The 24,783-nt window shown below is 62.8% G+C and carries 20 protein-coding genes; 18 read left to right on the top strand and 2 right to left on the bottom strand.

Annotated elements, in window-relative coordinates; genetic code table 11:
- Positions 1-58: 58 nt before the first annotated feature.
- The 13 genes from Q4G32_RS10890 (at position 59) to Q4G32_RS10830 (ending at position 15,942) form a co-directional block, all read left to right on the top strand.
- Complete coding sequence (locus Q4G32_RS10890) at positions 59-3,151, top strand: DNA polymerase III subunit gamma and tau (protein ID WP_303351357.1); 3,093 nt, start codon at positions 59-61, stop codon at positions 3,149-3,151.
- 145 nt (positions 3,152-3,296) lie between these two features.
- Positions 3,297-3,893, top strand: coding sequence for a recombination mediator RecR (gene recR, locus Q4G32_RS10885; protein WP_303351356.1), 597 nt, complete (start codon positions 3,297-3,299; stop codon positions 3,891-3,893).
- Positions 3,894-4,051: 158 nt separating this feature from the next.
- Positions 4,052-5,344: an aspartate kinase gene (locus Q4G32_RS10880; protein ID WP_303351355.1), complete on the top strand. Its 1,293-nt coding sequence runs from the start codon at positions 4,052-4,054 to the stop codon at positions 5,342-5,344.
- 65 nt (positions 5,345-5,409) lie between these two features.
- A complete protein-coding gene (locus Q4G32_RS10875; RefSeq protein ID WP_303351354.1) occupies positions 5,410-6,282 on the top strand; it encodes a 3-methyladenine DNA glycosylase in 873 nt (290 codons plus the stop codon).
- Positions 6,283-6,901: 619 nt separating this feature from the next.
- Complete coding sequence (locus Q4G32_RS10870) at positions 6,902-7,066, top strand: hypothetical protein (protein WP_303351353.1); 165 nt, start codon at positions 6,902-6,904, stop codon at positions 7,064-7,066.
- Between the two features lie 6 nt (positions 7,067-7,072).
- Positions 7,073-7,936: a lipid II:glycine glycyltransferase FemX gene (locus tag Q4G32_RS10865; RefSeq protein ID WP_303351352.1), complete on the top strand. Its 864-nt coding sequence runs from the start codon at positions 7,073-7,075 to the stop codon at positions 7,934-7,936.
- A 96-nt stretch (positions 7,937-8,032) separates the two neighbouring features.
- Positions 8,033-8,305 (top strand): phosphoribosylformylglycinamidine synthase subunit PurS, encoded by a 273-nt coding sequence (locus tag Q4G32_RS10860; RefSeq protein ID WP_303351351.1) that lies wholly within the window; start codon positions 8,033-8,035, stop codon positions 8,303-8,305.
- Positions 8,306-8,336: 31 nt separating this feature from the next.
- The gene (gene purQ / locus Q4G32_RS10855; RefSeq protein WP_303351498.1) at positions 8,337-9,110 is read left to right on the top strand and encodes a phosphoribosylformylglycinamidine synthase subunit PurQ; all 774 of its coding nucleotides are present in this window, start codon (positions 8,337-8,339) and stop codon (positions 9,108-9,110) included.
- Positions 9,107-11,482 carry a phosphoribosylformylglycinamidine synthase subunit PurL gene (gene purL, locus Q4G32_RS10850; protein WP_303351350.1) on the top strand — a complete coding sequence of 792 codons (2,376 nt, stop codon included), beginning with the start codon at positions 9,107-9,109 and terminating at the stop codon, positions 11,480-11,482. The genes purQ and purL overlap by 4 nt, the downstream gene beginning before the upstream one ends.
- Before the next feature lie 53 nt (positions 11,483-11,535).
- Positions 11,536-12,051, top strand: a complete 516-nt coding sequence (locus Q4G32_RS10845; RefSeq protein ID WP_303351349.1) for a GNAT family N-acetyltransferase — start codon at positions 11,536-11,538, stop codon at positions 12,049-12,051.
- A 192-nt stretch (positions 12,052-12,243) separates the two neighbouring features.
- Positions 12,244-12,987 (top strand): succinate dehydrogenase cytochrome b subunit, encoded by a 744-nt coding sequence (locus Q4G32_RS10840; protein ID WP_303351348.1) that lies wholly within the window; start codon positions 12,244-12,246, stop codon positions 12,985-12,987.
- A gap of 221 nt (positions 12,988-13,208) precedes the next feature.
- The gene (locus Q4G32_RS10835; RefSeq protein WP_441327500.1) at positions 13,209-15,155 is read left to right on the top strand and encodes a fumarate reductase/succinate dehydrogenase flavoprotein subunit; all 1,947 of its coding nucleotides are present in this window, start codon (positions 13,209-13,211) and stop codon (positions 15,153-15,155) included.
- A gap of 34 nt (positions 15,156-15,189) precedes the next feature.
- Positions 15,190-15,942 (top strand): succinate dehydrogenase/fumarate reductase iron-sulfur subunit, encoded by a 753-nt coding sequence (locus Q4G32_RS10830; RefSeq protein ID WP_303351497.1) that lies wholly within the window; start codon positions 15,190-15,192, stop codon positions 15,940-15,942.
- Positions 15,943-16,021: 79 nt separating this feature from the next.
- Here the strand turns inward: Q4G32_RS10830 and Q4G32_RS10825 are convergent, their stop codons facing one another.
- Complete coding sequence (locus Q4G32_RS10825; RefSeq protein ID WP_441327498.1) at positions 16,022-17,497, bottom strand: anion permease; 1,476 nt, start codon at positions 17,495-17,497, stop codon at positions 16,022-16,024.
- A 243-nt stretch (positions 17,498-17,740) separates the two neighbouring features.
- Here Q4G32_RS10825 and Q4G32_RS10820 point away from each other — a divergent pair, with 243 nt between their 5' ends.
- The 5 genes from Q4G32_RS10820 to Q4G32_RS10800 all read left to right on the top strand — a co-directional run bounded on the left by Q4G32_RS10820 (position 17,741) and on the right by Q4G32_RS10800 (position 22,998).
- Entirely contained in the window at positions 17,741-18,142 is a 402-nt protein-coding gene (locus tag Q4G32_RS10820; RefSeq protein ID WP_303351344.1) for a hypothetical protein, read from the top strand.
- Between the two features lie 88 nt (positions 18,143-18,230).
- Complete coding sequence (locus tag Q4G32_RS10815; protein ID WP_303351343.1) at positions 18,231-19,847, top strand: glycosyltransferase family 39 protein; 1,617 nt, start codon at positions 18,231-18,233, stop codon at positions 19,845-19,847.
- A gap of 55 nt (positions 19,848-19,902) precedes the next feature.
- On the top strand, positions 19,903-20,706 hold the full coding sequence (locus Q4G32_RS10810) for a succinate dehydrogenase cytochrome b subunit (RefSeq protein ID WP_303351342.1): 804 nt from the start codon (positions 19,903-19,905) through the stop codon (positions 20,704-20,706).
- Between the two features lie 39 nt (positions 20,707-20,745).
- Positions 20,746-21,444, top strand: coding sequence for a 2Fe-2S iron-sulfur cluster-binding protein (locus Q4G32_RS10805; protein WP_303351340.1), 699 nt, complete (start codon positions 20,746-20,748; stop codon positions 21,442-21,444).
- 93 nt (positions 21,445-21,537) lie between these two features.
- On the top strand, positions 21,538-22,998 hold the full coding sequence (locus tag Q4G32_RS10800) for a cryptochrome/photolyase family protein (RefSeq protein WP_303351338.1): 1,461 nt from the start codon (positions 21,538-21,540) through the stop codon (positions 22,996-22,998).
- A gap of 113 nt (positions 22,999-23,111) precedes the next feature.
- On the opposite strand, the gene Q4G32_RS10795 is transcribed toward Q4G32_RS10800, so the two are convergent.
- Positions 23,112-24,593 carry an alanine/glycine:cation symporter family protein gene (locus tag Q4G32_RS10795; RefSeq protein WP_303351336.1) on the bottom strand — a complete coding sequence of 494 codons (1,482 nt, stop codon included), beginning with the start codon at positions 24,591-24,593 and terminating at the stop codon, positions 23,112-23,114.
- Positions 24,594-24,783: the final 190 nt, after the last annotated feature.

The raw sequence follows: 24,783 nt of genomic DNA, 5'->3' as shown, positions 1-24,783 counted from the left end.
GTCCACAGGTTTGGTACTGAGCCACTGTGATGTCCTACCCCCTGGTTAAGGTGTTTGTGTGACCACAGCCTTGTATCGCCGCTACCGGCCAGAAACGTTCCAGGACGTCATTGGGCAGTCGCATGTGACCGACCCCTTGATGACCGCCCTGCGCAAGAACAAGGTCAACCATGCCTATTTGTTCTCCGGGCCGCGCGGTTGTGGCAAGACCACCTCCGCTCGCATTCTGGCGCGCTGTTTGAACTGCGTGGAGGGCCCCACCCCCACCCCCTGTGGGCGCTGCGAATCTTGCGTGGACCTCTCCCGGGATGGCGCTGGTTCCCTTGACGTGATCGAGATGGACGCCGCCTCCCACGGCGGCGTGGATGATGCCCGGCAGCTGCGTGAACGGGCAACTTTTGCTCCCGTGCGGGATCGCTACAAGATTTTCATCATTGATGAGGCCCACATGGTCACCCGGGACGGCTTCAACGCCCTGTTGAAGATCGTTGAAGAGCCCCCGGAGCACATCAAGTTCATCTTTGCCACCACGGAGCCGAACAAGGTGCTGCCCACCATTCGCTCCCGTACGCACCACTACCCGTTCCGTTTGGTTCCGCCGGAACCGCTCATGGACTACCTGCAGCAACTCAGCGATCAGGAGTCCGTGGGAGTGGAGCCGGGAGTCCTGGCCATGGTGGTCCGGGCCGGCGGTGGTTCGGTTCGCGATTCCCTCTCCGTCCTGGATCAGCTCATGGCTGGTACGGACTCGGATTCCGTGACCTATGACCTGGCTGTCTCCCTTCTGGGTTACACCCACGGGGCGCTTCTGGACGACGTCGTTGATGCGTTCGCCTCCGGTGACGCCGCCACGGTGTTCCGTGCAGTGGATCGTGTGATTCAGACCGGTCAGGACCCCAGGCGTTTTGTGGAGGATCTCCTGGAACGCTTCCGCGACTTGGTCATTGTTGATGCGGTACCGGAGTCCGCCGCCAACATCCTGCACGGCATGCCGGAGGATCAGGTGGCCCGGTTGCGCAATCAAGCTCAGCTGATGGGAGCCGCGGAACTGTCCCGCGCTGCGGACATCACCAATGAGGCTTTGACGGAGATGACCGGGGCCACCTCCCCGCAGCTTCACCTGGAACTACTGTGCGCGCGCCTCCTGCTGCCATCCGCAGAAAACACCACCCGCGGCGCAGGTGCCCGCATTGACCGCCTGGAGCGGCGCCTGAACATGGGCCGCACGGGGGCTCCCACCGGCCCCTTGATGGGTGTGGAGCCCCAGTCATCAGCCGCGCACGACGACGACGCATCGGCCAGTCGCGCACCCACGTCGCCCGCCCCACAAGCCAGCCAAGCAACAGCCGGTGCAGGGTGGGCCGATGACTCGTGGGAAGATCACGCGCCGTCCAATCGCCAACGCAGCACCGCTGCTCCACGTCACGGCAGCGCCTCTCCTGTGAGAGTTCCATCGTCAGGGACTTCCCCCGCGGAAAGCGGACCCGACGTTGAACAGTCCGGCGCCACAGAAACCACGGGACAATCCGCCCACCGAACCCCGCAGAGCTCACCCGGTGAAAACCAGGAGCGATCCAACTCCGGGGACCCGCAGATCCGCCAAACTGCACCACTGCGGGAAGAGCGGAAAGAGTCGCGGCCCGTCCCGCAATCTCAGACCGGCAGCGGGGATGCCGCGGCTCCGCATGCAGACCCGTCCAGCGCTCAGGGTCCATCCAGTGGCGGCGGGATCGACATGATCCGTGGCTCCTGGACAGAAATCGTGAACACTCTGGCGGACATTCACCGAGTGTCCTGGATGACCGTCATGCGTGCCACCCCCGTGGCGTTCGACGGCTCCGTGCTCCAAGTTGTCTTTGATGCGGCCGGGGATCGTAAGAATTTCCCGCGCTTTGAACCCAACCTGGTGGCGGCCATCCAACAGGTTTTGGGGGTCTCCTGCAGGGTGGAGGCCGTGGGCCCCGGGGAGGGCGGCAGTCGTCCATCTGGCGGCCCGGAGGGTGGATCGAAACCACCCCGCAATTCACCTGCGCCCTCGGGTGATCCCGCACGGTCGAGCGGGCCTGCATCTGAGCCTGGACCTGCGTCTGAGTCGGGGCCTGTGCCTGAGTCTGGGTCTGTGCGTGCGTCTGTGCCTGAATCTGGACCTGATTCCGCACGTTCGGGTGAGGCAGCTGACAATGCCCGAGCACCGCGCGGTGAGCGCCCCTCGGGTGGACACCGCGTTGCTGCTTCCAGGCGTTCCGATCAAGAGGAAAGGCAACAGAGTTCCGTTCAGGCGCACCAGCCCGAACAGGATGATGCAGTTGACTCGTGGGTGGTGGCCACCATCCCCAGTGGCGACGGATCGGCCGCTGATTCAAGTCGGTCAGATGAAGCTGAAGACCAGCCGGACGCACCGGAGGTTTTTTCCCCAAGCGCCCCGGCCAAACCAGCCGCTCAGGTGGGTGACACCGCACAAGAATCAGCGCCGGCGCCGGAAGCTCCTGCTCGGGCACATGCCTCATCGGAAACCACCTCCGGTGGAGCGCAGCCCAGTTCCAATGGAGCCAGCCCCGGTGCCACACCCAGCAAGACAGAGCCCACTCCCAAAGCACCCAACCGGCGTCCAGGTCCGGCCCCACAGGCTCCTTCCGAACCACAAGACGTGAGCGACCCTCCAGCAAGTCCATACGATGACATTCCCTGGCCGGATGAACCACCGCCAGAAGACGAACCACCCGTGGCGGACTCTCACGGACAAGGGCGACCTTCGCGTGCAACGGCGCCCCGGACACCCACCGCAGCGGCAACGCAACAACAAGCCACTGATGACCAGTTACCCCCGGAGCAGTGGAGGCCGTCGTCGTCATCGGGTCACGCCAGCACCACCAAAGCGACACCCGCAAAGGCCCCCGCACCCTCCCGCAAGCCCAGCTTCCGGGAGCGCCATGCTGCGCAGATCGAAGCCGCACGCGCTGACTCCGCGCACAGCCCCAACCGCGGGGGTACTGCCCTGGCCACGGATACCACCGAATCCTCGGATGAAGATTTTGTTCCCAGTGAGGACGATGTTGCGGTGGAAAACTCCGGCCTGCAGGGCCGTGCCATGATCGAGAAAATCTTGGGCGGACGGCTGGTGGAAGAACGCCCCCACCAACCGTTGTTGTAACTGTGACAGCTGTTGTCACCGTGGCTGATGCAGCGGGAGTTCCCCCTGCACTCCCGGAGCAGCGTGTACCACCCACCAGCAGTTGCACTGGCACTCCCAGAAGCCGGTAGCGCTGAATCACCCCTGACCGTGAAGCGAGAATCCCGTGTATGAAGGTGCTGTTCAGGACCTGATTGATGAACTGGGCCGCCTACCCGGCGTGGGCCCCAAGTCCGCCCAGCGCATTGCTTTTTTTCTCCTGGACGCAGACAAGGCAGATGTGCAGAAGCTCTCTGAAGCCATGAGCGCGGTCAAGGAGCGGGTCAAACACTGTCAGATCTGCGGCAATGTAGCCGAGCAGGATGAATGCGCCATCTGCCGGGACGCCCGGCGGGATCAGACCGTGATCTGCGTGGTGGAGGAATCCAAGGATGTGATGGCCATTGAACGTACCAAGTCCTTCCGCGGCCTCTATCACGTGCTGGGTGGCTCCATCAATCCCATTGCAGGCATTGGTCCAGACCAACTGCGGGTTCGGGAACTCATGACGCGCTTGTCGGATGAGTCCATTCAGGAAATCGTGCTGGCCACGGACCCCAATTTGGAGGGTGAGGCCACCGCCACGTACCTGGCCCGCATGCTGAAAACCCTGGGCATCAAAGTCACCCGCCTGGCCTCCGGGCTACCGGTGGGTGGCGATCTGGAATACGCCGATGAGGTCACCTTGGGTCGAGCTTTTGAGGGCCGCACCGTGGTGGCCTAGATCTGCCGCCAGCCAGAGAACCAACATCTGCACCCGGGCGGCCTGGCGTCATCCCGTTACGAATCCCGCAGCACCCGCCGGTACCATTGACCGAGCCCGCCCGGCCTCAACCGGGCGGCGGACCGCAGAACACAGCGCAAACCCGGGAGCCAGAGTAGATGAGCTTGATCGTGCAGAAGTTCGGTGGATCATCGGTCGCGGATGCGGCCAGCATCCGCCGCGTCGCACGCCGGATCGTGGAGACCAAGGACGCCGGGAACGACGTCGTGGTGGTGGTTTCCGCCATGGGTGACACCACGGATGAACTGATTGACCTTGCCACTCAAGTCTCCGCGCATCCGCCCGCCCGGGAGATGGACATGCTGCTCACAGCGGGTGAGCGAATCTCCATGTCCCTGCTGGCCATTGCGATCAATGATCTGGGGGCTCCCGCCAAGTCCTTCACGGGTTCCCAAGCCGGGATGATCACTGATGGTGACCACGGTGCGGCGTCGTTGGTGGAGGTGACCCCGGCACGTATCCAGGAATCCGTGGACGCGGGAAACATTGCGATCATTGCGGGTTTCCAGGGTGTGCACCGGTCCACCAAGGACATCACCACGCTGGGCCGTGGGGGTTCGGACACCACCGCGGTGGCTCTGGCTGCGGCCATGAACGCAGATGTCTGCGAGATTTACTCGGATGTGGACGGCGTGTTCACGGCAGATCCTCGGATTGCCCCCAAAGCGCACAAGCTGGATGAGATTTCCAGCGAGGAAATGCTGGAAATGGCGGCCAACGGCGCCAAGATTCTGCACCTGCGCTGCGTGGAGTACGCCCGGCGCTTTGGCGTGAAGCTGCACGTCCGCTCCTCTTTCACCCGCTCAGAAGGCACCTGGGTGATCCCCAGTGCAGACGACACCACTTTTTCCACCTCCATGAAGGAGATTCCCTTGGAACAGCCCCTGATCGCCGGAATCGCTCACGATCGCAGCCAGGTCAAGGTCACCGTGGTTGGTGTCCCCGACCGCCCAGGCATTGCCTCCACCATTTTCCGCCTCCTGGCTGATGCCAAGGTGAACGTGGACATGATTGTCCAGAACGTCTCCGTGGCGGATGAGCCAACCACGGACCTGTCCGTGACGCTTCCGGAGACCCAGGGTGAACTCGCCCTGAACCTGTTGCGCGCAGCTGAGGAGAAGATCGGCTACGCAGGTCTGGAATACGACGACAAGGTGGGCAAGCTTTCCCTGGTGGGTGCAGGCATGAAGTCCAACCCGGGAGTCTCCTTCACCTTCTTTGATGCGCTGGCCAGCAACAACATCAACATTGACATGATCTCCACGTCTGAGGTGCGCATTTCTGTGATCACCGCAGCTGACCGCCTGGATGACGCCGTGCGCGCGGTTCACAACGCATTCGGCTTGGACTCGGAGCAGGACGCCACCGTCTACGCGGGAACGGGCCGCTGAGTCACAGCGCACCGCTAGCCGCAGATGCCACTGCCCCGATTCTGCAACCGGAGCAGTGGCATTCATTGCGCGCAGCCCACCAGGAGCGCGTACGCGCCTGGACCGAGCCTTTTCGGCAGCGCCGCAGCCAGGGGTTGAAGCATCCCGTCAACGACTTCCTGTTCACCTACTACTCCTTCTCCCCCGGCAAGTTCGAGCGCTGGAGCCCGGGGGTCGGCGTCGTTTTGTTGGGCGCGGCCCAGGAATTTGAAGGCCAGAAATTTTGGCGACCTGTCCGCGAATCTGAGGCCGCTGACCTGGGGATTCACGACGACGACCGCGCTGTCACCCTTGATCTCGCCGCCTTCCTGGCCGCCCGCGGGAGTGCCGTGGAGTTCATGGACATGCTGGTGCGGCGCACCGCCGCCCGCCCGGGTTTGTTCGGATGCTTTGGAATGCACGAATGGGCCATGGCCTACCGCTCCAGGCTCAACGGGGTGCGGCACGAACAACTGCCGCTGCGGTTGGGGGCTGACGGCACCGACGCCGTGGTGGAAGCCAACAAACTCAAATGCACCCACATTGATGCCTTCCGGTTCTTTGCCCCGGAAGCCGCCCCCTTGAATCAACTGCAACCCACCCGTGAAACCCAACGTGACCTGGAGCAACCCGGGTGCCTGCACGCCACCATGGATTTGTTCAAATGGGCCTACAAGCTCTATCCGGCGGTGCCTTCTGAGTTGATGGCTGATGCTTTTGAACTCGCGTTGGAGGTCCGGGCCACGGACATGGAAGCCTCCCCGTACGACCTCTCCGGTTGGGGATACGGCGTCGTTGCGGTTGAAACCCCCGAAGGCAAAGCCGAGTACGTCAGACGGCAGAAGAACTTTGCGCGCCGAGCACAACCGATCCGCGAGCGCCTGCTGGACGTCACAGCACGCTTGAACTCAAGCTCTTGATGTAACGCCCCTGCGAACCCAACGCGCATCTCAGCAGTTCAAGCAGGGGTCGTGCTTCCACCTGCGGTGCGCATTCGCCCTCAATGGGTACGCAAAAAACCAAGAATCGCCTCGATCAGTGGCCTTTTGCGTACCAACTCAAGCCAGCACCCTCCGGGCTGTCGGACAGGTAGTGGCTGACTCGATCGCGCATGAGGGCAGATCGCCGAGCGTAGAGCTCTGCATCCGCTCCGCCTTCTTGCGCCACACGCCAAAAGTGAGCGGAGGTGAACATGATTTCGTGCAGCAAATTCAGCGTCCAGGGGTTGTGGCAATTCAGCAACGGGTCGAGTGGGGACCCGAACCACCACTTCTGAGCCACCGGCATCCCGCAACAGCCAGGCCGTGAAGGACTCCCCACGCCCCAGCACCTCACAGCTCAGCCGGGACGCGGGACCGGTGAACCACTGCGGGTTCTGCGCTCCCAGCTCCAGCATCTGGGTCTGATTGAGCTGGGGCGGCGTGCAGGTCAGCTCTGGAGAGGTCATGAACCACAGTCTGGCATCCACCAAACTACTTCACTTTTTGAAACAGTTGGCTTACGATCGGTGAGGTCCGCGCATCTTGGAAGGACGCCCTCATGGTGATCACTGCCGATCAACCCATCTCCCCACTGCAATCCGCCACATGGGAGAAGGTCTGCGCGGCGCGCGGCAAACCCACCATCAGGGAAAGTGGGGAGGGCTGGGATGCGCTTGCAGTACTGGAAGAACGCAAACTGGGACGCTACCTGTACCTGCCCTAAGGCCCCGTGGCCCGCGACCACCAGGCCTTCATCCGTGCAGTTCACTGGGCCACGGAGGCGGCGCGTGAAGCCAAGGCCATGTTCGTCCGTCTGGAGCCGGCAACACCTGGTTCCTGGCTCAGGGAAACCGTGGATCTGGAAGTTTCCGGTGGCCGCGCTCTACTGTCTCAGCTGGGCTTTGCCCCTGCGCCGTCGGACATTCAGCCCAGGCGCACGCGGTGCCTGGACCTACGCCGGGATGTGGATTCCATCCTGGGAGACATGACGGGCACCAACCGCACCTTGCACCGCAGTACAACCAAACGTGGATTGGTGATCCATGCCAGTCACGATCCTGCAGACACCGTGCACCTGACGCGACTGATTGACCAGACCGCCATGCAGCGCGGATTCACTCCACAGAACCACTCCCAGTTGGAAGCGTTGGCCCAGGCCACGTTGCCTCAAAAATTGTCGACTCTTTTCCTCACCCACCACCAAGAGCGCGTCATCGGTGCACTGTTGGTGGTGGACGGCGGCGGGACTCGGATTTTTGCGCACGGTGCAACCGACCCAGACTTTCGTAAGCTGCGCGCCCATCAGTCCGCAGTCACCGCTGCGGTGCTGGATGCCCGGGACAAAGGGTTGGACCTGGCCGATCTGTACGGAATCGCCCCCACTGACGATCCAGCGCACCCGTGGAGCGGATTCACTGCCTTCAAAGCCTCATTCGGTGGCCACGTGGTGGAGCACCTTGGCGCCTGGGATCGGCCGTTACGTCCCCTGGCCCACAAGGTTCTGACCACGGGCAGGGCCCTGCGCAAGTTGGCACACGCAACCGGCAGAGTCGGGAGTTCCCCGGTCCAGGACCGCGGGCCTTCACGTGGGTAGACTCGTGACATCCGTCGATCACATGATCCAGGAGCGCCACAGCTGGTCTCCTGACCAGTGATCGACCCGTCCGCACCATCCTGCACAGGAGCGCCCGTGGCCCGCATTGTTGTTGACGTCATGCCCAAACCAGAGATTCTTGACCCACAGGGGAAGGCCATTGTGCGGGCCTTTCCACACCAGGGGATCACCGCTTTCTCCGGGGTCCGCCAGGGCAAGCGCTTTGAACTGGAAGTGGATGGTGAGGTCACGGAGGATGTGCTGGCCACGGCCCGCCAGGCTGCCGAGACCATGCTCTCCAACCCGGTGATCGAGGACGTGGTCAACGTCAGCGTGATCGACGACGCCCACCCCTCCCCCCAGGCCTGAATCCGTGAGCGCCAATACCTTTGAAGCCCCGTTGGTGGCTGACCTGTCCTCCCCCGCACCGGACGCCACGCTGAAGGATCTGCGCGTGGGGATTGTCACCTTCCCCGGCACGTTGGACGACCGCGACGCCGCCCGCGCCGTGGACATCGCCGGGGGCACCTCCGTGGCCCTGTGGCACGCAGATGCCGACCTTCACGGTGTGGACGCCGTGATCCTCCCCGGCGGCTTCTCCTACGGCGACTACCTACGGGCCGGCGCCATTTCCCGCTTTGCACCGTTGATGGGCCGAATCATCGACGCCGCAAACAGCAGTGCCGCCCTGCCGGTCCTGGGTATCTGCAACGGTTTCCAGATCTTGACGGAGTCCCACCTGCTGCCGGGCTCCATGATTCGCAACAACCACCTGAAGTTCATCTGCCGGGACCAGCAGTTGCGGGTGGAGAACGCACAGACCAACTGGACAGCCGATTTCACAACCGGCCAGGAAATTGTGGTTCCGCTGAAGAACAATGACGGCCAATACGTGTGTGACCAAGCAACTCTGGAGATGCTGGAAGCGGAAGGCCGGGTGGCTTTCCGCTACGTGGGTCACAACCCCAACGGATCCTTGAATGACATTGCAGGAATCACCAATGCACGGGGCAACGTGGTGGGCCTGATGCCGCACCCGGAGCACGCCGTGGAACCCGGTTTCGGTCCCGACTCCACCGCCCAGGGCCAGGTAGCTATGGGAGAAGGTACGGACGGCCTGGGCCTGTTCACCTCAGTTCTGAACACCTTGATCAACGGAGGCTCCCGCGCATGAGCCAGCAGCACCATTCCGCACAGCAGCCGGAATCCACCGGGCAGACACACTCAACCGAGCAGCCCGGTTCCGCTCAGCAGCAGTTCCACCTGGACACCGTGGAGCACGCCGCACAGACCCCGGACACGGAACTGCCCTGGGCAGAACTGGGTTTGAAGGAAGATGAGTACCAGCAAGTTGTGAACATCCTGGGCCGCCGCCCCACGGCAGCGGAGCTGGCCATGTACTCGGTCATGTGGTCCGAGCACTGCTCCTACAAGTCCTCCAAGGTCCACCTGCGTCAATTCGGGGAAAAGGTCTCCCCGGAGATGACCAAGGACTTGATGGTGGGCATGGGCGAAAACGCCGGTGTCACGGACATTGGGAACGGCTGGGCGGTGACTTTCAAGATCGAGTCCCACAACCACCCCTCCTACGTGGAGCCCTATCAGGGGGCTGCCACGGGTGTGGGCGGCATTGTCCGCGACATCATTTCCATGGGTGCCCGCCCGGTGGCTGTGATGGACCCGCTGCGGTTCGGGGCCATTGACCATCCGGACACCCAGCGTGTGGTCCACGGGATCGTGGCCGGCGTGGGTGGATACGGCAACTGCCTGGGGCTGCCCAATATCGGTGGTGAGGTCGAGTTCGACCCCTGCTACCAGGCCAATCCGCTGGTCAACGCTCTGGCCGTGGGCGTGCTGCGGCACGAGGACCTGCGCTTGGCCAATGCCTCCGGCACGGGCAACAAGGTGGTGCTCTTTGGCGCCCGCACCGGTGGGGATGGCATTGGCGGCGCCTCCGTGCTGGCCTCCGAGTCCTTTGACGATTCCAAGCCTTCCAAGCGCCCGGCCGTTCAGGTGGGCGACCCGTTCGCGGAAAAGGTGCTGATCGAATGCTGCTTGGAGCTCTTCCAGGCAGGTCTGGTGGAGGGCATCCAGGACTTGGGTGCAGCCGGGATTTCCTGCGCCACCTCGGAACTGGCCTCAAATGGCGACGGCGGCATGCACGTTGACCTGTCCTCCGTGCTGTTGCGTGATCCCTCCCTGACCCCGGGTGAGATCCTGATGTCTGAATCCCAGGAACGCATGATGGCCGTGGTCACCCCGGAGAAGGTTGCCGATTTTGAGGCCGTCCTGGACAAGTGGGAGGTCGAGTACTCCTGGATCGGTGAGGTCACGGACACCGGCCGTTTGATCATTGACTGGCAGGGCGAGGTGATCGTGGACGTCGATCCCCGCACCGTGGCTCATGACGGTCCCGTCTACGAACGCCCGTATCACCGCCCCGAACGCCAGGATGCCGTGCAGGCCGATCACTTCACCGGCTCCGCCGCAGACACGGATCGTCCGGCAGGCTCCGCCATCAAGGACGCCGTCCTGGAACTGATGGCCTCCCCCAACCTGTGCTCCAAGGACTGGGTGACCAGCCAGTACGACCGCTACGTCCAGGGCAACACCGCCATGGCCATGCCCGATGACGCCGGCGTGATCCGCGTGGACGAACAGACCGGCCTGGGGGTGGCGCTGTCCACCGATTGCAACGGCCGTTACGCCTACTTGGACCCCTACAACGGTGCCAAATTGGCACTGGCTGAGGCTTACCGCAACGTGGCCACCGCGGGGGCCCGGCCCGCAGCAGTTTCCGACTGCCTGAACTTTGGCTCCCCGGAGGACCCGGAAGTCATGTGGCAGTTCGCCGAAGCAGTACGTGGGCTGGCGGATGGCTGCCTGGAGATCGGTGTTCCCGTGACCGGCGGCAACGTCTCTCTTTACAACCAGACCGGCACGGAGGCCATTCATCCCACCCCGGTGGTGGCGTTGATGGGCGTGCTCGACGACGTTCGTCGTCGTACCCCTTCCGGCTGGGACGCAAGTGCTGATGGTCAAGCCGTGTACCTGCTGGGCACCACCGCCGATGAACTGGATGGTTCCGAGTGGGCGCGGCTGCGCGGGCATCTGGGTGGCCTCCCGCCCGCGGTGGATCTGGCGCAGGAAAAGCTCTTGGGCGATCTGCTGATCAACATGTCCCGGGACGGCATGATTGATGCCGCCCATGACGTCTCCGAGGGTGGGCTGGCAGCCACCCTCTCAGAGATGTGCCTGCGGTTTGGTACCGGAGCGCGGATCGGCCTGGGGGAAGTGGCAGAGCGCGACGGCGTGGATGAATTCACCATGCTGTTCTCCGAGTCCCAAGGCCGCGCGGTGGTCTCCGTTCCGCGTTCGGAGGAGGTCCGCTTCAAGGACATGTGCACCATGCGCAATTACCCGTTCGCACGCATTGGTGTTGTTGACGCAGTCAATGACGCCCTCGATCTCATGGGCACCGCACGTATTGCGCTACCGCAGTTGCGTGCAGCCCACGAATCCACGCTCCCGCGCTACTTCGGCTAATAGTTCAGGCCCAGCCCAAAGGGTGGGACCGCATTGGAAGGTACTCGATTCACGTGACCCACAACCTGCAGCAGGACCCTCCGGGTGCCCAGCACGTTCGCACCGAAAGGTTGCTCCTACGGCCCTTCACCGCGGAGGAAATTGAGGCAGTCATTGACGGAGTGAGTCTGGAACACTTTGCGCAAGGGTTCCCCATTCCAGAGTCAGTGGACCAACTCAAGGACATTGCCCAAGCGGGCGGTTACTTCTTCACGGAAACCATGTATTCGGCGCTGGCCTGCATTGAAGTGGAGACCGGTTTGGTCATTGGCTCCACAGGTTTTGCAGCTGCCCCCATTGAGGGTGCCCTGGAGATCGTGGGATTTTTGGCTCCCGAAAGCAGGCGCCGTGGATTTGCCGCTGAAGGGTTGGCAGCGCTGACGGCACTGGCTTTTGCCGACTCTCACGTGACGGTCATTCGAGCCTCCGTGCCCCAGGACAATCAGCACATTGAGGATCTGCTGGTGGATGCCGGCTTCACCAAGTCGGAGGCGGTGGGTCCGGAGGCCGAATACCGTATGAACCGGTAAGTTCCCCGCGCTCCCGGCGCCCTGCCCACACCCAAAACACATGAGTCCTGTCATGTGACGGGACGGCCCACCTGGCAACTGTGCAACTGACTTCGCCCCCCGGGCACCTGTCCATAGGGTTGAAACAGGTGCCGGTGTTTTACCGGACCATCCGGACGGAACCGGCGCCTGTTAATGCCGCCAGGAGCCGCCATGTCCACGTTATTGAATGCAGGGTCTCAGGTCAGTTCAACACCGCGCGCAGGGCGCAGCGGTGGCCTTCCATCTGTCTACGCCAAACTCATCATGGCCGCCACAGGCGCCATTTTCGCCATCTTTGTTCTGGTGCACATGATCGGAAATTTGAAGATCTACCAGGGTGAAGAGGCTTTCAACAGTTACGCTCACTGGCTGCGGGTGGCTTTCTATCCGGTGCTTCCCTACGAGGGTCTGCTCTGGATCATGCGCGTGGTGCTTTTGGCCTGTTTGGTGGCCCACGTCTACTGCGCGCTGCTGCTACGGCGCCGGGGTGCCACGGCTCGTGGCCGTTGGAAGCGCAAAGGCTTGGGGCTGGATGTGTTTGCTGCGCGCACCATGATGGTCACGGGCGTGGTGCTGCTGCTGTTCATCATCTTCCACATCTTGGATCTGACCTTGGGCATGGCCCCGGCTGGTCCGGAAGGCTTTGAGCACGCCACTCACGATGCCTCCTACGCCTACGCCAATCTGGTGGCCTCCTTCAGCCGATGGCCGGTGGCGTTGTTCTACATCATCGCCATGGCCTGCCTGGCCCTGCACCTGGCCCACGGGGTGGTCAGCGCCGTCGTCGATTTTGGGGTGGGCTTGCGGCCCCGTGTCTTCTCAGCCCTGGCCGGTATAGGGCTGCTGTTCGGACTGATCGTGGCCATTGGCAACATCACCATTCCCGTGGCCGTTCTGACAGGAGTGATCCAGTGAGTACTTTCCGCAATTTTGGTTCCAAGCTCCGGGCAGCGGTGGGGCAGACTCAGCCTGCGGAAACCACTGAGCAGACCGCGGTGGCCAAGCCTCAGCAAGATTCACCTGATCTGCAGGCTCCCCAGGAGCGGGCCTCCGCACAGCAAAGTGCCGCTGGTGACGGAACACCCCCAGCCAGCACTCGTGGCCTCACCCAGCAGCAGCCCACCAGCACGGACGGCTTGGTCAGCTACGCCCCCGAACCCCTCAACGGCAATGTTCCCGACGGCGACCCCCTCACCGCCTGGGCCCGACGCAAACTCGACTACAAACTGGTCAGCCCGCTGAACCGGCGCAAGTTCAAGGTGATTGTGGTGGGCACCGGCCTTGCCGGCGCCGGGTGCGCTGCCGCACTGGGAGAGCTTGGCTACAACGTGGTCTCCTACACTTTTCACGACGCCGCACGCCGCGCCCACTCGGTGGCTGCCCAAGGTGGCATCAACTCGGCCCGTGCCAAGAAGGTGGACAACGATTCCCTGGAACGTTTTGTCAAAGACACCGTCAAGGGTGGTGACTTCCGCGCCCGGGAGGCGGATTGCTTCCGGTTGGGTGAAGAATCCGTACGGGTGATCGACCACATGGATGCCATTGGTGCACCATTTGCCCGCGAATACGGTGGCGAACTGCGCACCCGCTCCTTCGGCGGTGTCCAGGTGTCCCGCACGTACTACACCCGTGGCCAGACCGGGCAGCAGCTCCAGGTGGCCGCTGCCCGCGCCCTGCAACGCCAGGTGGGATTGGGCACCGTGGATCTGCGCACCCACCGTGAGGTCCTGGATCTGATTGTGGACGACGGCCGCGCTCAGGGTGTGGTGGTCCGGGATCTGTACTCGGGTGAGATCGAAGCTGAGACAGCCCACGCGGTGGTGCTGTGCACGGGTGGCTACGGCAACGTGTATTTCCGCTCCACGTTGGCGCACAACTCCAATGTGACGGCAGCCTGGCGGGCGCACCGGCGCGGGGCGTATTTTGCCTCCCCGTCCTATATCCAGTTCCATCCCACGGCGCTGCCGGTGAGTTCGCACTGGCAGTCCAAGACCACCTTGATGAGTGAGTCCCTGCGTAATGACGGCCGGATCTGGGTGCCCAAGAATCCAGATGATGACCGCCCGGCCAACCAGATACCGGAGGAGGAACGCGACTACTACCTGGAGCGCAAATACCCCTCCTACGGAAACCTGTCCCCGCGTGACATTTCCTCCCGGGCAGCCCGCGAACAGATCGAATCCGGTCACGGCGTGGGGCCGCTGAAGAACAGCGTGTACCTGGACTTCCGCGATGCCATTGATCGCCTGGGGAAAAATACCATTGAGGAGCGCTACGGCAACCTCTTTGAGATGTACTTTGATGCCACCGGTGAGGATCCCTACACCGAACCCATGCGCATTGCGCCGGGCGCTCACTTTGCCATGGGCGGGCTGTGGAGCGATTACAACATGATGACCTCCGTGGACGGTCTGTTCGTGGGTGGTGAAGCCGGCTGGGGTTATCACGGCGCCAACCGACTGGGAGCCAACTCCCTGCTGTCGGCCTGCGTGGACGGCTGGTTCACCTTGCCGTACTCGGTACCCAACTTCCTGGCCAACCATCTGGGTGAGGAACCGCTGGGGCTGGACTCCCCCGCCGTCGAACGCACGGTGGCGGAGGTCAAACAGCGCACCGAAAAACTGCTGAGCATTGGCGGCACCAAAGGTGCCGATCACTTCCACCGTGCGCTGGGAGACATTCTCTACACCGACTGCGGCGTGGCCCGCACGGAGGGCGGTTTGAAGAACGCCATCAAGGAGATTCAGGCGCTGCGGGAAGCCTTTTGGACAGATCTGCGCATTCCAGGCACAGGCCGGCAACTGAATCAGGAGTTGGAGCGGGCAGGCCGCATTGCGGATTACCTGGAAATGGCCGAGCTCATGTGCCTGGATGCTCTGGACCGGGATGAATCCTGCGGCGCTCACTTCCGGGAAGAGCACCAGACCCCGGACGGTGAAGCCCTGCGCAATGACGACCAGTGGTGTTTTGTCTCCGCCTGGGAACACACCACCGGTGACCACATGCACCCGGGACGCCCCGTACGGCACGCGGAGCCCCTGGATTTCCAGGCCGTGCCCCTACAGACCAGAAACTACGCCTGAGCCCGCCGGGAGCTGGCGTGACGAGGAGAACATGATGAAGCTGACAATCGAGGTCTGGCGGCAGGAGAACGCGGAAGCTGACGGGCGATTCGTGACCTACCAGGTGGACGACGCCACCCCGGAAATGTCCCTGCCCGAGCTGCTGGACCGGCTCAACGATCAACTGGTGGAAGCCGGGGAAGAGCCCATTGCCTTTGACACCGACTGCCGGGAGGGCATTTGCGGGACCTGCGGGATCACCGTCAACAACGTCCCGCACGGCAAGGTGCCCAACACCCCCACCTGCCGCCAACATCTGCGCAGCTACAACGACGGCGACCACCTCAAGTTGGAACCCTTCCGTGCGGCGTCCTTCCCAGTGGTGCGTGATCTGGTGGTGGATCGTTCCGCCCTGGACAAGGTGATTGCCTCCGGGGGGTATGTCTCCGTGGATGCCGGGACCGCCCCGGATGCAGACACCCGGCAGGTACCGTTCAAAGTGGCGGAAACCGCCCTGGATTTTTCCGCTTGCATTGGCTGTGGCGCCTGCATTGCCGCCTGCCCCAACGGTGCCGCTCATCTGTTCTCCGGGGCGCTGTTGTCTCACATGTCCGTGCTGCCCCAGGGAAAACCGGAACGGGCGCGGCGGGCTCGCAAGGTGGTGGCCACCACGGAGGAGGAGTTCGGGCCCTGTTCCGTCTACGCCGAATGCGTGGAGGTTTGCCCGGCCGGCATTCCCATCTCCGCGATCAGCGCTGTGAACCGGGAGGCAGCCCGCGCCGCCGTGCTGCGCAATCGGGACAATTGATCGTCCAGCCAGACAACTAACCGTCCAACCAACTGACGTCCCGGGAACGTGAGGTTCCCGGGACGTCGTCGTCGCTGGGTCAGAGCATCCCGATCACGCCCATCCAGGCAAAGCCCACCAGCCCGAAGACCAGGATGCTCACCACGGACATGATGAAGCCCACTCGGAACCATTCGGGGGTTTTGACGTAGCCGGAGCCAAAGATCACGCCGGCCGGACCGGAGGAGTAGTGCGTCAGGCCGCCGAACAGGTTGCCCACAAAGCCCAGCATGAGCGCGGCCAGCAACGGCGGAGTGCCCACCGCAATGGCTGCCGCCAAGAACACGGCGTACATGGCCACAATCTGCGCGGTGTTGGAGGCAAAGAAGTAGTGGACGTAGAAGTAGACCAGTGCCAGCACCACAAAAGCCAGGCCCCACGGCAGGTGCCCCACAGCTGCGGACACTGAGTTACCGATCCAGGTGATGACTCCCAAAGTGTTGAGGTGGCCTGCCATCCCCACAAGCACACCAAAGAAGATCAGAGTGGACCATGCACCGCCGTTGGCAGCCATGATCTTCCAGGTCAGCACGCGGGTGCACAGCAAAATGGCGATCCCCACAAAGGCAGTAGCCGTGGCATTGACACCGAAGGAGCCGCCCACGGACCACATGAGCAACAGCAGCACAAAGGTCAGGGCCATGATCAGTTCAGGGCGGGTGAGCTTGCCCAGCTTGGCCAGCTCCTCTTTGGCCTGAGCCGGAGCTTCCGGAGTCTTCTTGAGGGTGGGGGCATACACCTTGGACAGCGCCCACGGAACCACAATCAGGGCGGCAAGACCGGGGACCACCGCGGCCAGGGCCCAGTTGCCCCAGGTGATGTCCACGCCTTGTTCCGCGGCAAACTGTTGGGCCAGCGGGTTACCGGCCATGGCAGTCAGGAACATGGCGGAGGTGATGGTGTTGACCTGAACGGTGGACATGGACAGGAAGGCGCCCAAGCGGCGTCGTGATTCATCGGTTTCCGGGGTGGAACCCTGCACCACGGCCAGGGACTTCACAATGGGGAAAACCACGCCACCGGCGCGTGCGGTGTTCGACGGCGTTGCCGGGGCCATGAGAAGGTCAGTTGCGGCCATGCCGTAGGCCAGGCCCAATGAAGATCTCCCCAGTTTGGTCACGAACCACAGGGCAATACGGCGGCCCAGTCCGGTCAGCAGGAAACCGTCCGCAATGAAAAACGCCGCCACAATGAGCCACACGGCGCTGGAGGAAAAGCCGGTGAGAGCTTCATCCTCCCCAACGTTCATGGTTCCCGTGATCATTGCTACGGCCAAACCGATGATGGACACTGCTGCGGTGGGCAACGGTTGCAGCACCAGCCCCAGAATGGTGCCCACAAAAATGGCGGCCATGTGCATGCCGCGCGGGTCCACACCCTCCGGCGGAGGAATGAACCAGATGATCAGCACCGTAGCCAAAATCACGGCCACTTTGATGATCATGTTGCGGTTGAGTGTGTTTGCTGCGGTGGGCGCCGGGGCCTCGGTGGTGTCTTTCGGGGCCGAGGGTGTCATGACAATGTTCTCTGTTCTCTAGGAGTAACCGCACCGTCACGGTCAATCGTGTGGCCTGACCACGGCGCAACTCTCACGCTACTCCGGTTGTTTTCACAGTTCATTCGGTTGCCGCGAATACCCACACAACCCAACATCGAACTGCCTCCACCACCGCAGGCCGTGGGGAACCCCGCGCAATATTGCGCTGACAGGTGTCTGCCCGTGTGGCGAACTGCGCTCCCACAGTCCATGATGAGACCTATGACACCTTTGTCGCGGGATCTGCATCCATCGAACGGCCACCGTGCGCCGGCGATTTCCGACGACGTCGTGGTGCCCATTTCAGCCGCATTCCGCACCGCTGGCCACGCCAGACGGCAGGCCCAAGAACCCACCGGCAACGCAGAGGCCCCGGAGACGGGGCAGCCCATGGATGTCACCGCCCTCCCTACGGAGGACGATCCTGACCAGGACTTCCCCACAGAGGTGCATTGGGTCATCTTGGAGTTGCTGAGCATCGGCTGCACGGATGACATCATTGCCCACCGCCTCAACCTGGACATGTGCACGTACCGGGGCCTGCTGGGGGAACTCACCACCCACCTGGGGGCTTGTAATCGGTTCCAGTTGGCCCTCAAAGCACGCGAACAAGGCTGGGTCTGAACCACTTTTGTAGGGCAGGGGGTGGGCCTACGCACCCGGGTGCCTACCCGGCGTCGTACTGTATGTTCTGATCTTCTCTAGGAGTGCAATGAGCATCAGTTCACAACAGGCGGACGCCACCCAGACTCGGGAACGCGGCAGTTCTGCTGCACCGGTGCTTCGGCTTCCGTGGTGGCCCGCCTGGCTGGCAGCCGCCCTCACCGCAGTGGTGGCCTTTTGGGGGATGACCAAACCCCAGTTCTGGTTTGATGAAACCGCCACCATCTCCGCGGTGGAGCGCCCGCTGAGTTCATTGGTGGGCATGCTCTCAGACATTGATGCCGTCCACGGTCTCTACTACGCGGTGATGTTTCCGTGGGTTCGGGTGTTCGGCACCTCCGAGCTGGCCATGCGGACCCCCTCGGCCATTGCGCTGATGATCGCAGCCTTTGCCCTGACCCGAATCGGCATGACATATGCCCAGCGCTTCATGACACAGCGGGTGGTTTTCACCGGCTTGATGATCGCTGTGGTCGGTGCGGTGCTGCCGGGGCTGAGCTGGGCGGGTCAGGAGGCTCGCGGTTACGCCATGGCGGTCATGAGTGTGGCTCTGGCCTGGTGGGCTTTTGAACGCTATGCGGCCACTCGCAACGGGCTGCTCGTGGTGGGGTTCGGCGTCAGCATGGCAGCTGCCACGGGTTTCTCCATGTATTCGATCTTTTTGCTGCCGGTGTTTTTCCTCCGTTCCCTGCGGTGGGGATGGCGGCACTGGCTCAACATTCTGATTGCGTGTGCCCTGGTGGCCACCGCCTGCCTGCCCCTGGCTTTCATTGGCATGACCCAAAGTGCGCAGGTGGACTGGATCAACCTGACAACTGCGGATGTCTTCCGGGCCATGGTGCTGACCCTGTACTTCATCAGCCCCCGCAACATCACGGGCGAGTATTCCGACGCCGTCTTTGCCGTGGCTCCGTATTTGGCGGCACTCACTGCGCTGGTGGTGGTGGCGGGCATTGCACTGAGCCGGGCCCGGTGGATGCTGCTGTGGGTGGCCAGCATGATTCTGCTCCCGTGCGCCATTGTGCTGGCAGCTCAGATGTCCGGGCGTCAGTTCTTTCAGGAACGCTATCTGACCTTCACCACTCCGGCACTGATCCTGCTGATTGCCATGGGCTTGGCGGCCATCCCGTGGCGGGTTTTGGGCGCCGTGCTGGCTGCCGCACTGGTGGGCTTGTCCGTTCCCTCCCTGCTGGCTCAAAACGGCGAGTACGCCAAGGAGGACGGTTACCGGACCTCCGCGGAGGAAGCCGCTCAGGCAGACACCGTGGTGTTCATGGCTCCACCGCTGCGTGGGCTGTTCATCGCCTACCCGCCGGAGGAGGATTACAACGATCCCATGCTGGCGATCGACCCGCAGGACTCGGAAAGCCTGTGGGGTGTGAACATCCCCTACGAGCAGGCTTGGGAAATGGATCAAACCGGCTCCGTTGCCGTGGTCTCCTACAGCGACGACCCCAATTACCCCCTGGTAGAAGATCACCTGCTGGAAAACCAGTGCACCCTGACGGATGACACCAGGCGGGAACCGCAATACCTGCGCTTCCGGGTGACCACCTTCGACTGCCCGCAGACCGATCCCGACCAGACAGCTCCGGGGGACCAGACCGATCCCGACCAGACCGACCAAACCAACCCGGCGGACCAAGCTCAACCTGCCGGTCAGTGAGAGCCTGTTACGCCGAGTTCCTGATCGGTAGCCACCACGGCATAGGCTTCTGGGCATGACCTCTTCCGTTTCAGCAGCGGCTCCCGCCAGCGCTCGCGGGACCACCTCGGCAGCCGCAACCCAGCCTCAGCTGCGTGCCGTGCTGGAGCTTGCCCAGAACGCCGTGGACAAGATGCCGCCCTCCCCGCAGTTGAAGTTGGCCATGGCATCCAGTGGCACCATCTTCTCTGCCTTCACGGTGGCGCACATGCTGGGCAACCTTCAGGTCTATCTGGGTCAACAAAAATTTGACGATTACGCCCACTTCTTACGCACCGTAGGGGCCCCGGTCCTGCCGCGCGGAACCGTCCTGTGGTTCTTCCGCGTGGGGCTGTTGGCCAGCACCGCCACACACCTCAGTTGCGCTGCGGCGTTGACGGTGCGGGCGCAGCAGTCCGCCTCACGTCCCCGGGCCCAGAAACGAACGCAACCGCGGGGGCGTCGTCGTACGGCGTGGGAGGTGGCCAAGCGCTCCATGCGCTCCACGGGCACGGTGTTGGGCCTGTTTGCCGCTCACCATCTTGCCGATTTGACGTTGGGGGTCCGGCCCGCAGCCGCCCAGCACACACCCGGTGCCGCCTACCGCAACCTGGTGACTTCCCTGCAGAGGCCGTCCGTGGCCGCCCTGTACCTGGCTGCCATGGTGGCGTTGGCAGCGCATACGGCGCAGGGGATCACCCAGGTGGGCAATGACACCGGACTGTCCGCAGATCGCCGCACTCGCCAGGTCTTGGAGCTTGCGGGGCGCCTGGTGGGTACCGGTGTGGCCCTGGGCAACGCGAGCATTCCCGTGGCCATCCAGCTGCGGCTGGTGCGCTGAGCGCCGCCGCCGCAAACGTTCCAAGCAGGAGAATTCAGCGTGAAGATCACCAAGACCGTGACGGTGGAAGTGTGGCGCCAGTCCGCTGCCCAGGCACAGGGCCAATTTGTCACTTACGACGTCACCGGAGTCAGCCCGGACACCACCGTCCTGGAGCTCTTGGACCTACTCAACGCACAGCTTCCGGACGGCGCTGCACCTGTCACGTACGACGACGGTTGCCGCGAGGGCAACTGCGGCAAGTGCGGTGTGATGGTGGACGGTGTGGCTCACGGTCCCGAGTACAACAAAGCCACCTGCCAGCAGCACGTTCGGGCATTCCGCAACGGAGACCGGGTGCGATTAGAACCGCTGCGCGCTGTAGCTTTTCCGGTCAAAGCCGATTTGTCCGTGGACAAGAACAAAGCCCTGCGGACCGTGGTCAAGGCAGCCCGCGGACCGGCCGGCATGAAAGCTCTCAGCAACGCCGGCTGCATCAGTTGCGGTGCGTGTGTGGCAGCCTGCCCCAACGGCTCGGGGCAGCTGTTCGTGGGCTCTTTGCTCACCGAACTTCCTCCGCTGATGAAGGACGACGACGAACGGCGTGAGCGCACCGACAAAGTCATCACCACGGCCGATGAAACCTTTGGCCCGTGTTCCACCTACGGGGACTGCACGGAAGTGTGCCCTGCAGGTCTGCCGGTGGAAAACCTCTCCGCCGTGGCACGGGAGTATCTGCGCAATCAGAGCAAGCGCTGATCCACCACCGGTGCCGACCGTGATCGGCCACTACAGCCAGGGGTGCATGGGGCCCAGAGAGTTTGGATTCCAGCCGAACGATAAGGTTGCTTCATGACAATCTTGGCCGTGCTCGGCATGAATCTGCGGGTTGATGACAACCCCGCCCTGTTCCACGCGGCTGAACAGGCCAGCACCTCCGGGGAGTCCGTGGTGGCGCTGGTCTGCCAAGACACCAACGTGCGTGCACCCGGTGCGGCATTCACCTGGTGGACCTCCCAGTCCTTGGCCCTGTTCCGCTCGGAGTTGGAAAGCCTGGGCATCCCCATGCTGGCCGTGAGCGCTCCCGTGGATGAACTCATCCCCCGGTTGGTAAAAGAACTTCAACTCAGCGCGGTGCACGCCAACCGCCGGTGGGGTGAATCAGCCCTGGACGTGGACCGGCGCTGGGCCGAAACCCTCAAAGAGCAGGGCATCACGGTACGGGGGCACACCGCCCACACCTTGCATGACCCCTGGGCGGTTAGCACAGGCCAGGGTGGGCCCTACCGAGTGTTCACGCCCTTCTCCAAACGGTTCATGGAATCGGAGGAAGCCTTCAACGGGCAGCCGGTGGGTGTCCCGGAACCGGTGACATCACAGACCTCCCTGTTCAAGACCGTGTCCGGTCTGGAGCTCGGCACTCCACTGGAGAGTTCCACAGAACCCCACTGGGCCGCCAAGTTCACCTGGCAGCCCGGGGAGGTGGCCGCCGTCGAACGGATGGAGGATTTCCTCAGCGGTCCCGTGGAGGATTACGCGAGCGCCAGGGACCTTCCGGATCGACCCGGAACCTCGGGGCTGTCTCCGTATCTGGCCCACGGGGAGATCAGCGCTCGCCGCGCCTGGGAGATGGCCCAGCAGCACGCCTTGGGGGCGCCCTCCGAATCTGCGGAGACGTTCAAGACTGAGCTTCTGTGGCGCGAGTTCAACTATCACTTGCTGTATCACTACCCTGACCTGCATGAGCGCAATCTCAATTCCCGGTTTGACGCCTTTCCGTGGAAGTCCCCGGAGAAGGAGCCCGTAGCCGATCAAGTGGCCCTGTGGCGCTCCGGGCACACCGGGCATCCAATCGTGGATGCAGGCATGCGTCAGCTGTGGGAGACCGGCTGGATGCACAACCGCGTGCGCATGGTGGTGGCCTCCCTGCTGACCAAAAATCTGGGGGTCCACTGGAGCCTGGGTGAGCAGTGGTTCTGGGACACCCTGGTGGATGCCGACCCCGCCTCCAACCCGGGCAACTGGCAGTGGGCCTCCGGAACCGGCGCGGATGCGGCCCCTTATTTCCGCATCTTCAACCCGCGCCGCCAGGCCGAACGATTTGACGACGACGCCACCTACGTCCGCCGCTGGGTTCCTGAACTGGCGGAGGTGGAGACCAGCTCCATCATGAAGCTCTACGAGGCGGACTCCGCTCTTCCTGCCCATGCCGACCTACGACCGGCCCAAACGGTGGAGCTTTACCCGGCGCCCATTGTGGACCTCAAGACCTCACGGGCCGATGCCCTGGACGCCTACCAGTCCATCAAGTAGCGGAGCGTCTCCAACATCACAACAACGACGCCGGCCGCCCACCTGGTGAGGTGAGCGGCCGGCGTCGTCGTTGTTGCAGTGAAGTGAACTGCAGCCAAGTACCGATCAGGAGATCAGCGCTTGACCTTCTTCAACTGCTGAGTCCAGAACATGCTGGTGGTCACCCGATCGGAACCGTCCCAGGCATCCAGGCCCTTGAGGCCGGGAATGTCGGAGCCCGTGAAGATGGGCTCCTCGCCGCGGCGGCGCTGCGCCTCATAATTCTTCAGCACCTTCACGGCCACACCGGAGAGCAGCACGATGGCAATGAGGTTGATGGTGACCATGAACGCCATGGACACGTTAGCCAGTGCCCACACCAACTCAAGCGCTGCAACAGCACCCATCATCACGAACATCAGAACCAGTACACGGAAGATGGTCATGGCGGTTCGAGACCCCGTGAGAAACATGATGTTGGCTTCACCGTAGAAGTAGTTGCCGATCACCGAGGTGAAGGCGAACAGGAAGATGGCCGCTGTCAGGAAGTGGATGGCCCAGGTGCCCAGCTGAGTAGCAAGGGCGGACTGAGTCAGCGCGGCCCCCTGAGCGCTCTCACCAAACGTGGGGTTTGAGAGCAATACGATAAACGCGGTCATCGAGCAGATCAGCCAGGTATCAAAGTAGACGCCCAAGGACTGCACGTAACCCTGCTTGGCGGGGTGGGAGATGGAGGCCGTGGCACCGGCGTTGGGAGCAGAGCCCATACCGGCTTCGTTGGAGAACAGGCCACGCTGCATACCCAACATGAACACACCGAACAAACTGCCCACCGCGAACTCCCGGAGGCCGAAGGCACCCAGGATGATGTCGGCGATCATGCCGGGGACCTCGGTGATGTTCAGAACAACGACTAGCAGACCCAGGAACACATACAGAATCGCCATGATCGGCACGACTGCTTGGGTGAACGCGGAAATCCGGCGGATACCACCAAAGATAATCAGCGCAGTCAGGATCACGATGGCCAGGCCCACCAGGACCCGAAACATGAGGCTGTCCTCAGAGGCTGTGTCCACATTGAAGGAGCCAGCCAGTGCATCGACGATCGCGTTGGACTGTACGGAGTTGAACACGAAGGCGTAGGTCACCGTGATGATGACTGCAAACAACGCACCCATCCACTTGGCGTTGAGGCCATGCGTCATGTAATACGCGGGTCCACCGTAGTAACCGTGCTTGCCAGTCCGCTTGTAGAGCTGACCCAGCAAGGACTCCACAAAAGCACTGGCGCCACCAATCGCGGCAATGGCCCACATCCAGAACACCGCACCTGGGCCGCCCAGGCTGATAGCCAAAGCAACACCAGCGATGTTGCCCGTACCCACGCGTGAAGCTGCTGAGACAGTGAATGCCCGGAAGGAGGAGATGCCCTTCTTGCCGTCGGGGTCTTCGCCGGGAGGGTCCCCCAGAACACGGAACATCTCGGGGATGGAGCGCCACTGAACGGCGCGGGTGCGGATGGTCAGGAATAGACCCGAGCCCACCAGAATGACGAAAACGAAATACCAGACCCAGGTGTCGACCCGGCCAATCAGTTCAATGAGCTGTTCCACGGTTCCTCCGTTGGTGAGAGGGACAGAAAACGGGAGCAGACCATGGACGCTTGCACCCGATCGGGGAACTGTACATCAGCTTGCTTGTCTCGGATGTTTCAAGCCCCTGAGCTGCACCAACACCCGGACACAAAACAAGCCGTGCGCAGTTTGATACCCCATCAGCGCTGATGGGGGATCAAACTGCGCA

It is taken from the genome of Kocuria sp. (genome assembly GCF_030538595.1).
Lineage (GTDB): Bacteria > Actinomycetota > Actinomycetes > Actinomycetales > Micrococcaceae > Kocuria.
The sequence above is the reverse complement of the archived record's forward strand: the minus strand, read 5'-3'. Positions and strand labels throughout refer to the sequence as shown.

Coding starts and splice junctions, on each gene's coding strand:
- Q4G32_RS10800 (WP_303351338.1), top strand. CDS start 21,538: ATGACAATCTTGGCCGTGCTCGGCATGAATCTGCGGGTTGATGACAAC.
- Q4G32_RS10810 (WP_303351342.1), top strand. CDS start 19,903: ATGACCTCTTCCGTTTCAGCAGCGGCTCCCGCCAGCGCTCGCGGGACC.
- Q4G32_RS10825 (WP_441327498.1), bottom strand. CDS start 17,497: ATGACACCCTCGGCCCCGAAAGACACCACCGAGGCCCCGGCGCCCACC.
- Q4G32_RS10820 (WP_303351344.1), top strand. CDS start 17,741: ATGACACCTTTGTCGCGGGATCTGCATCCATCGAACGGCCACCGTGCG.
- purL (WP_303351350.1), top strand. CDS start 9,107: ATGAGCCAGCAGCACCATTCCGCACAGCAGCCGGAATCCACCGGGCAG.
- Q4G32_RS10815 (WP_303351343.1), top strand. CDS start 18,231: ATGAGCATCAGTTCACAACAGGCGGACGCCACCCAGACTCGGGAACGC.
- Q4G32_RS10880 (WP_303351355.1), top strand. CDS start 4,052: ATGAGCTTGATCGTGCAGAAGTTCGGTGGATCATCGGTCGCGGATGCG.
- Q4G32_RS10830 (WP_303351497.1), top strand. CDS start 15,190: ATGAAGCTGACAATCGAGGTCTGGCGGCAGGAGAACGCGGAAGCTGAC.
- Q4G32_RS10870 (WP_303351353.1), top strand. CDS start 6,902: ATGGTGATCACTGCCGATCAACCCATCTCCCCACTGCAATCCGCCACA.
- Q4G32_RS10840 (WP_303351348.1), top strand. CDS start 12,244: ATGTCCACGTTATTGAATGCAGGGTCTCAGGTCAGTTCAACACCGCGC.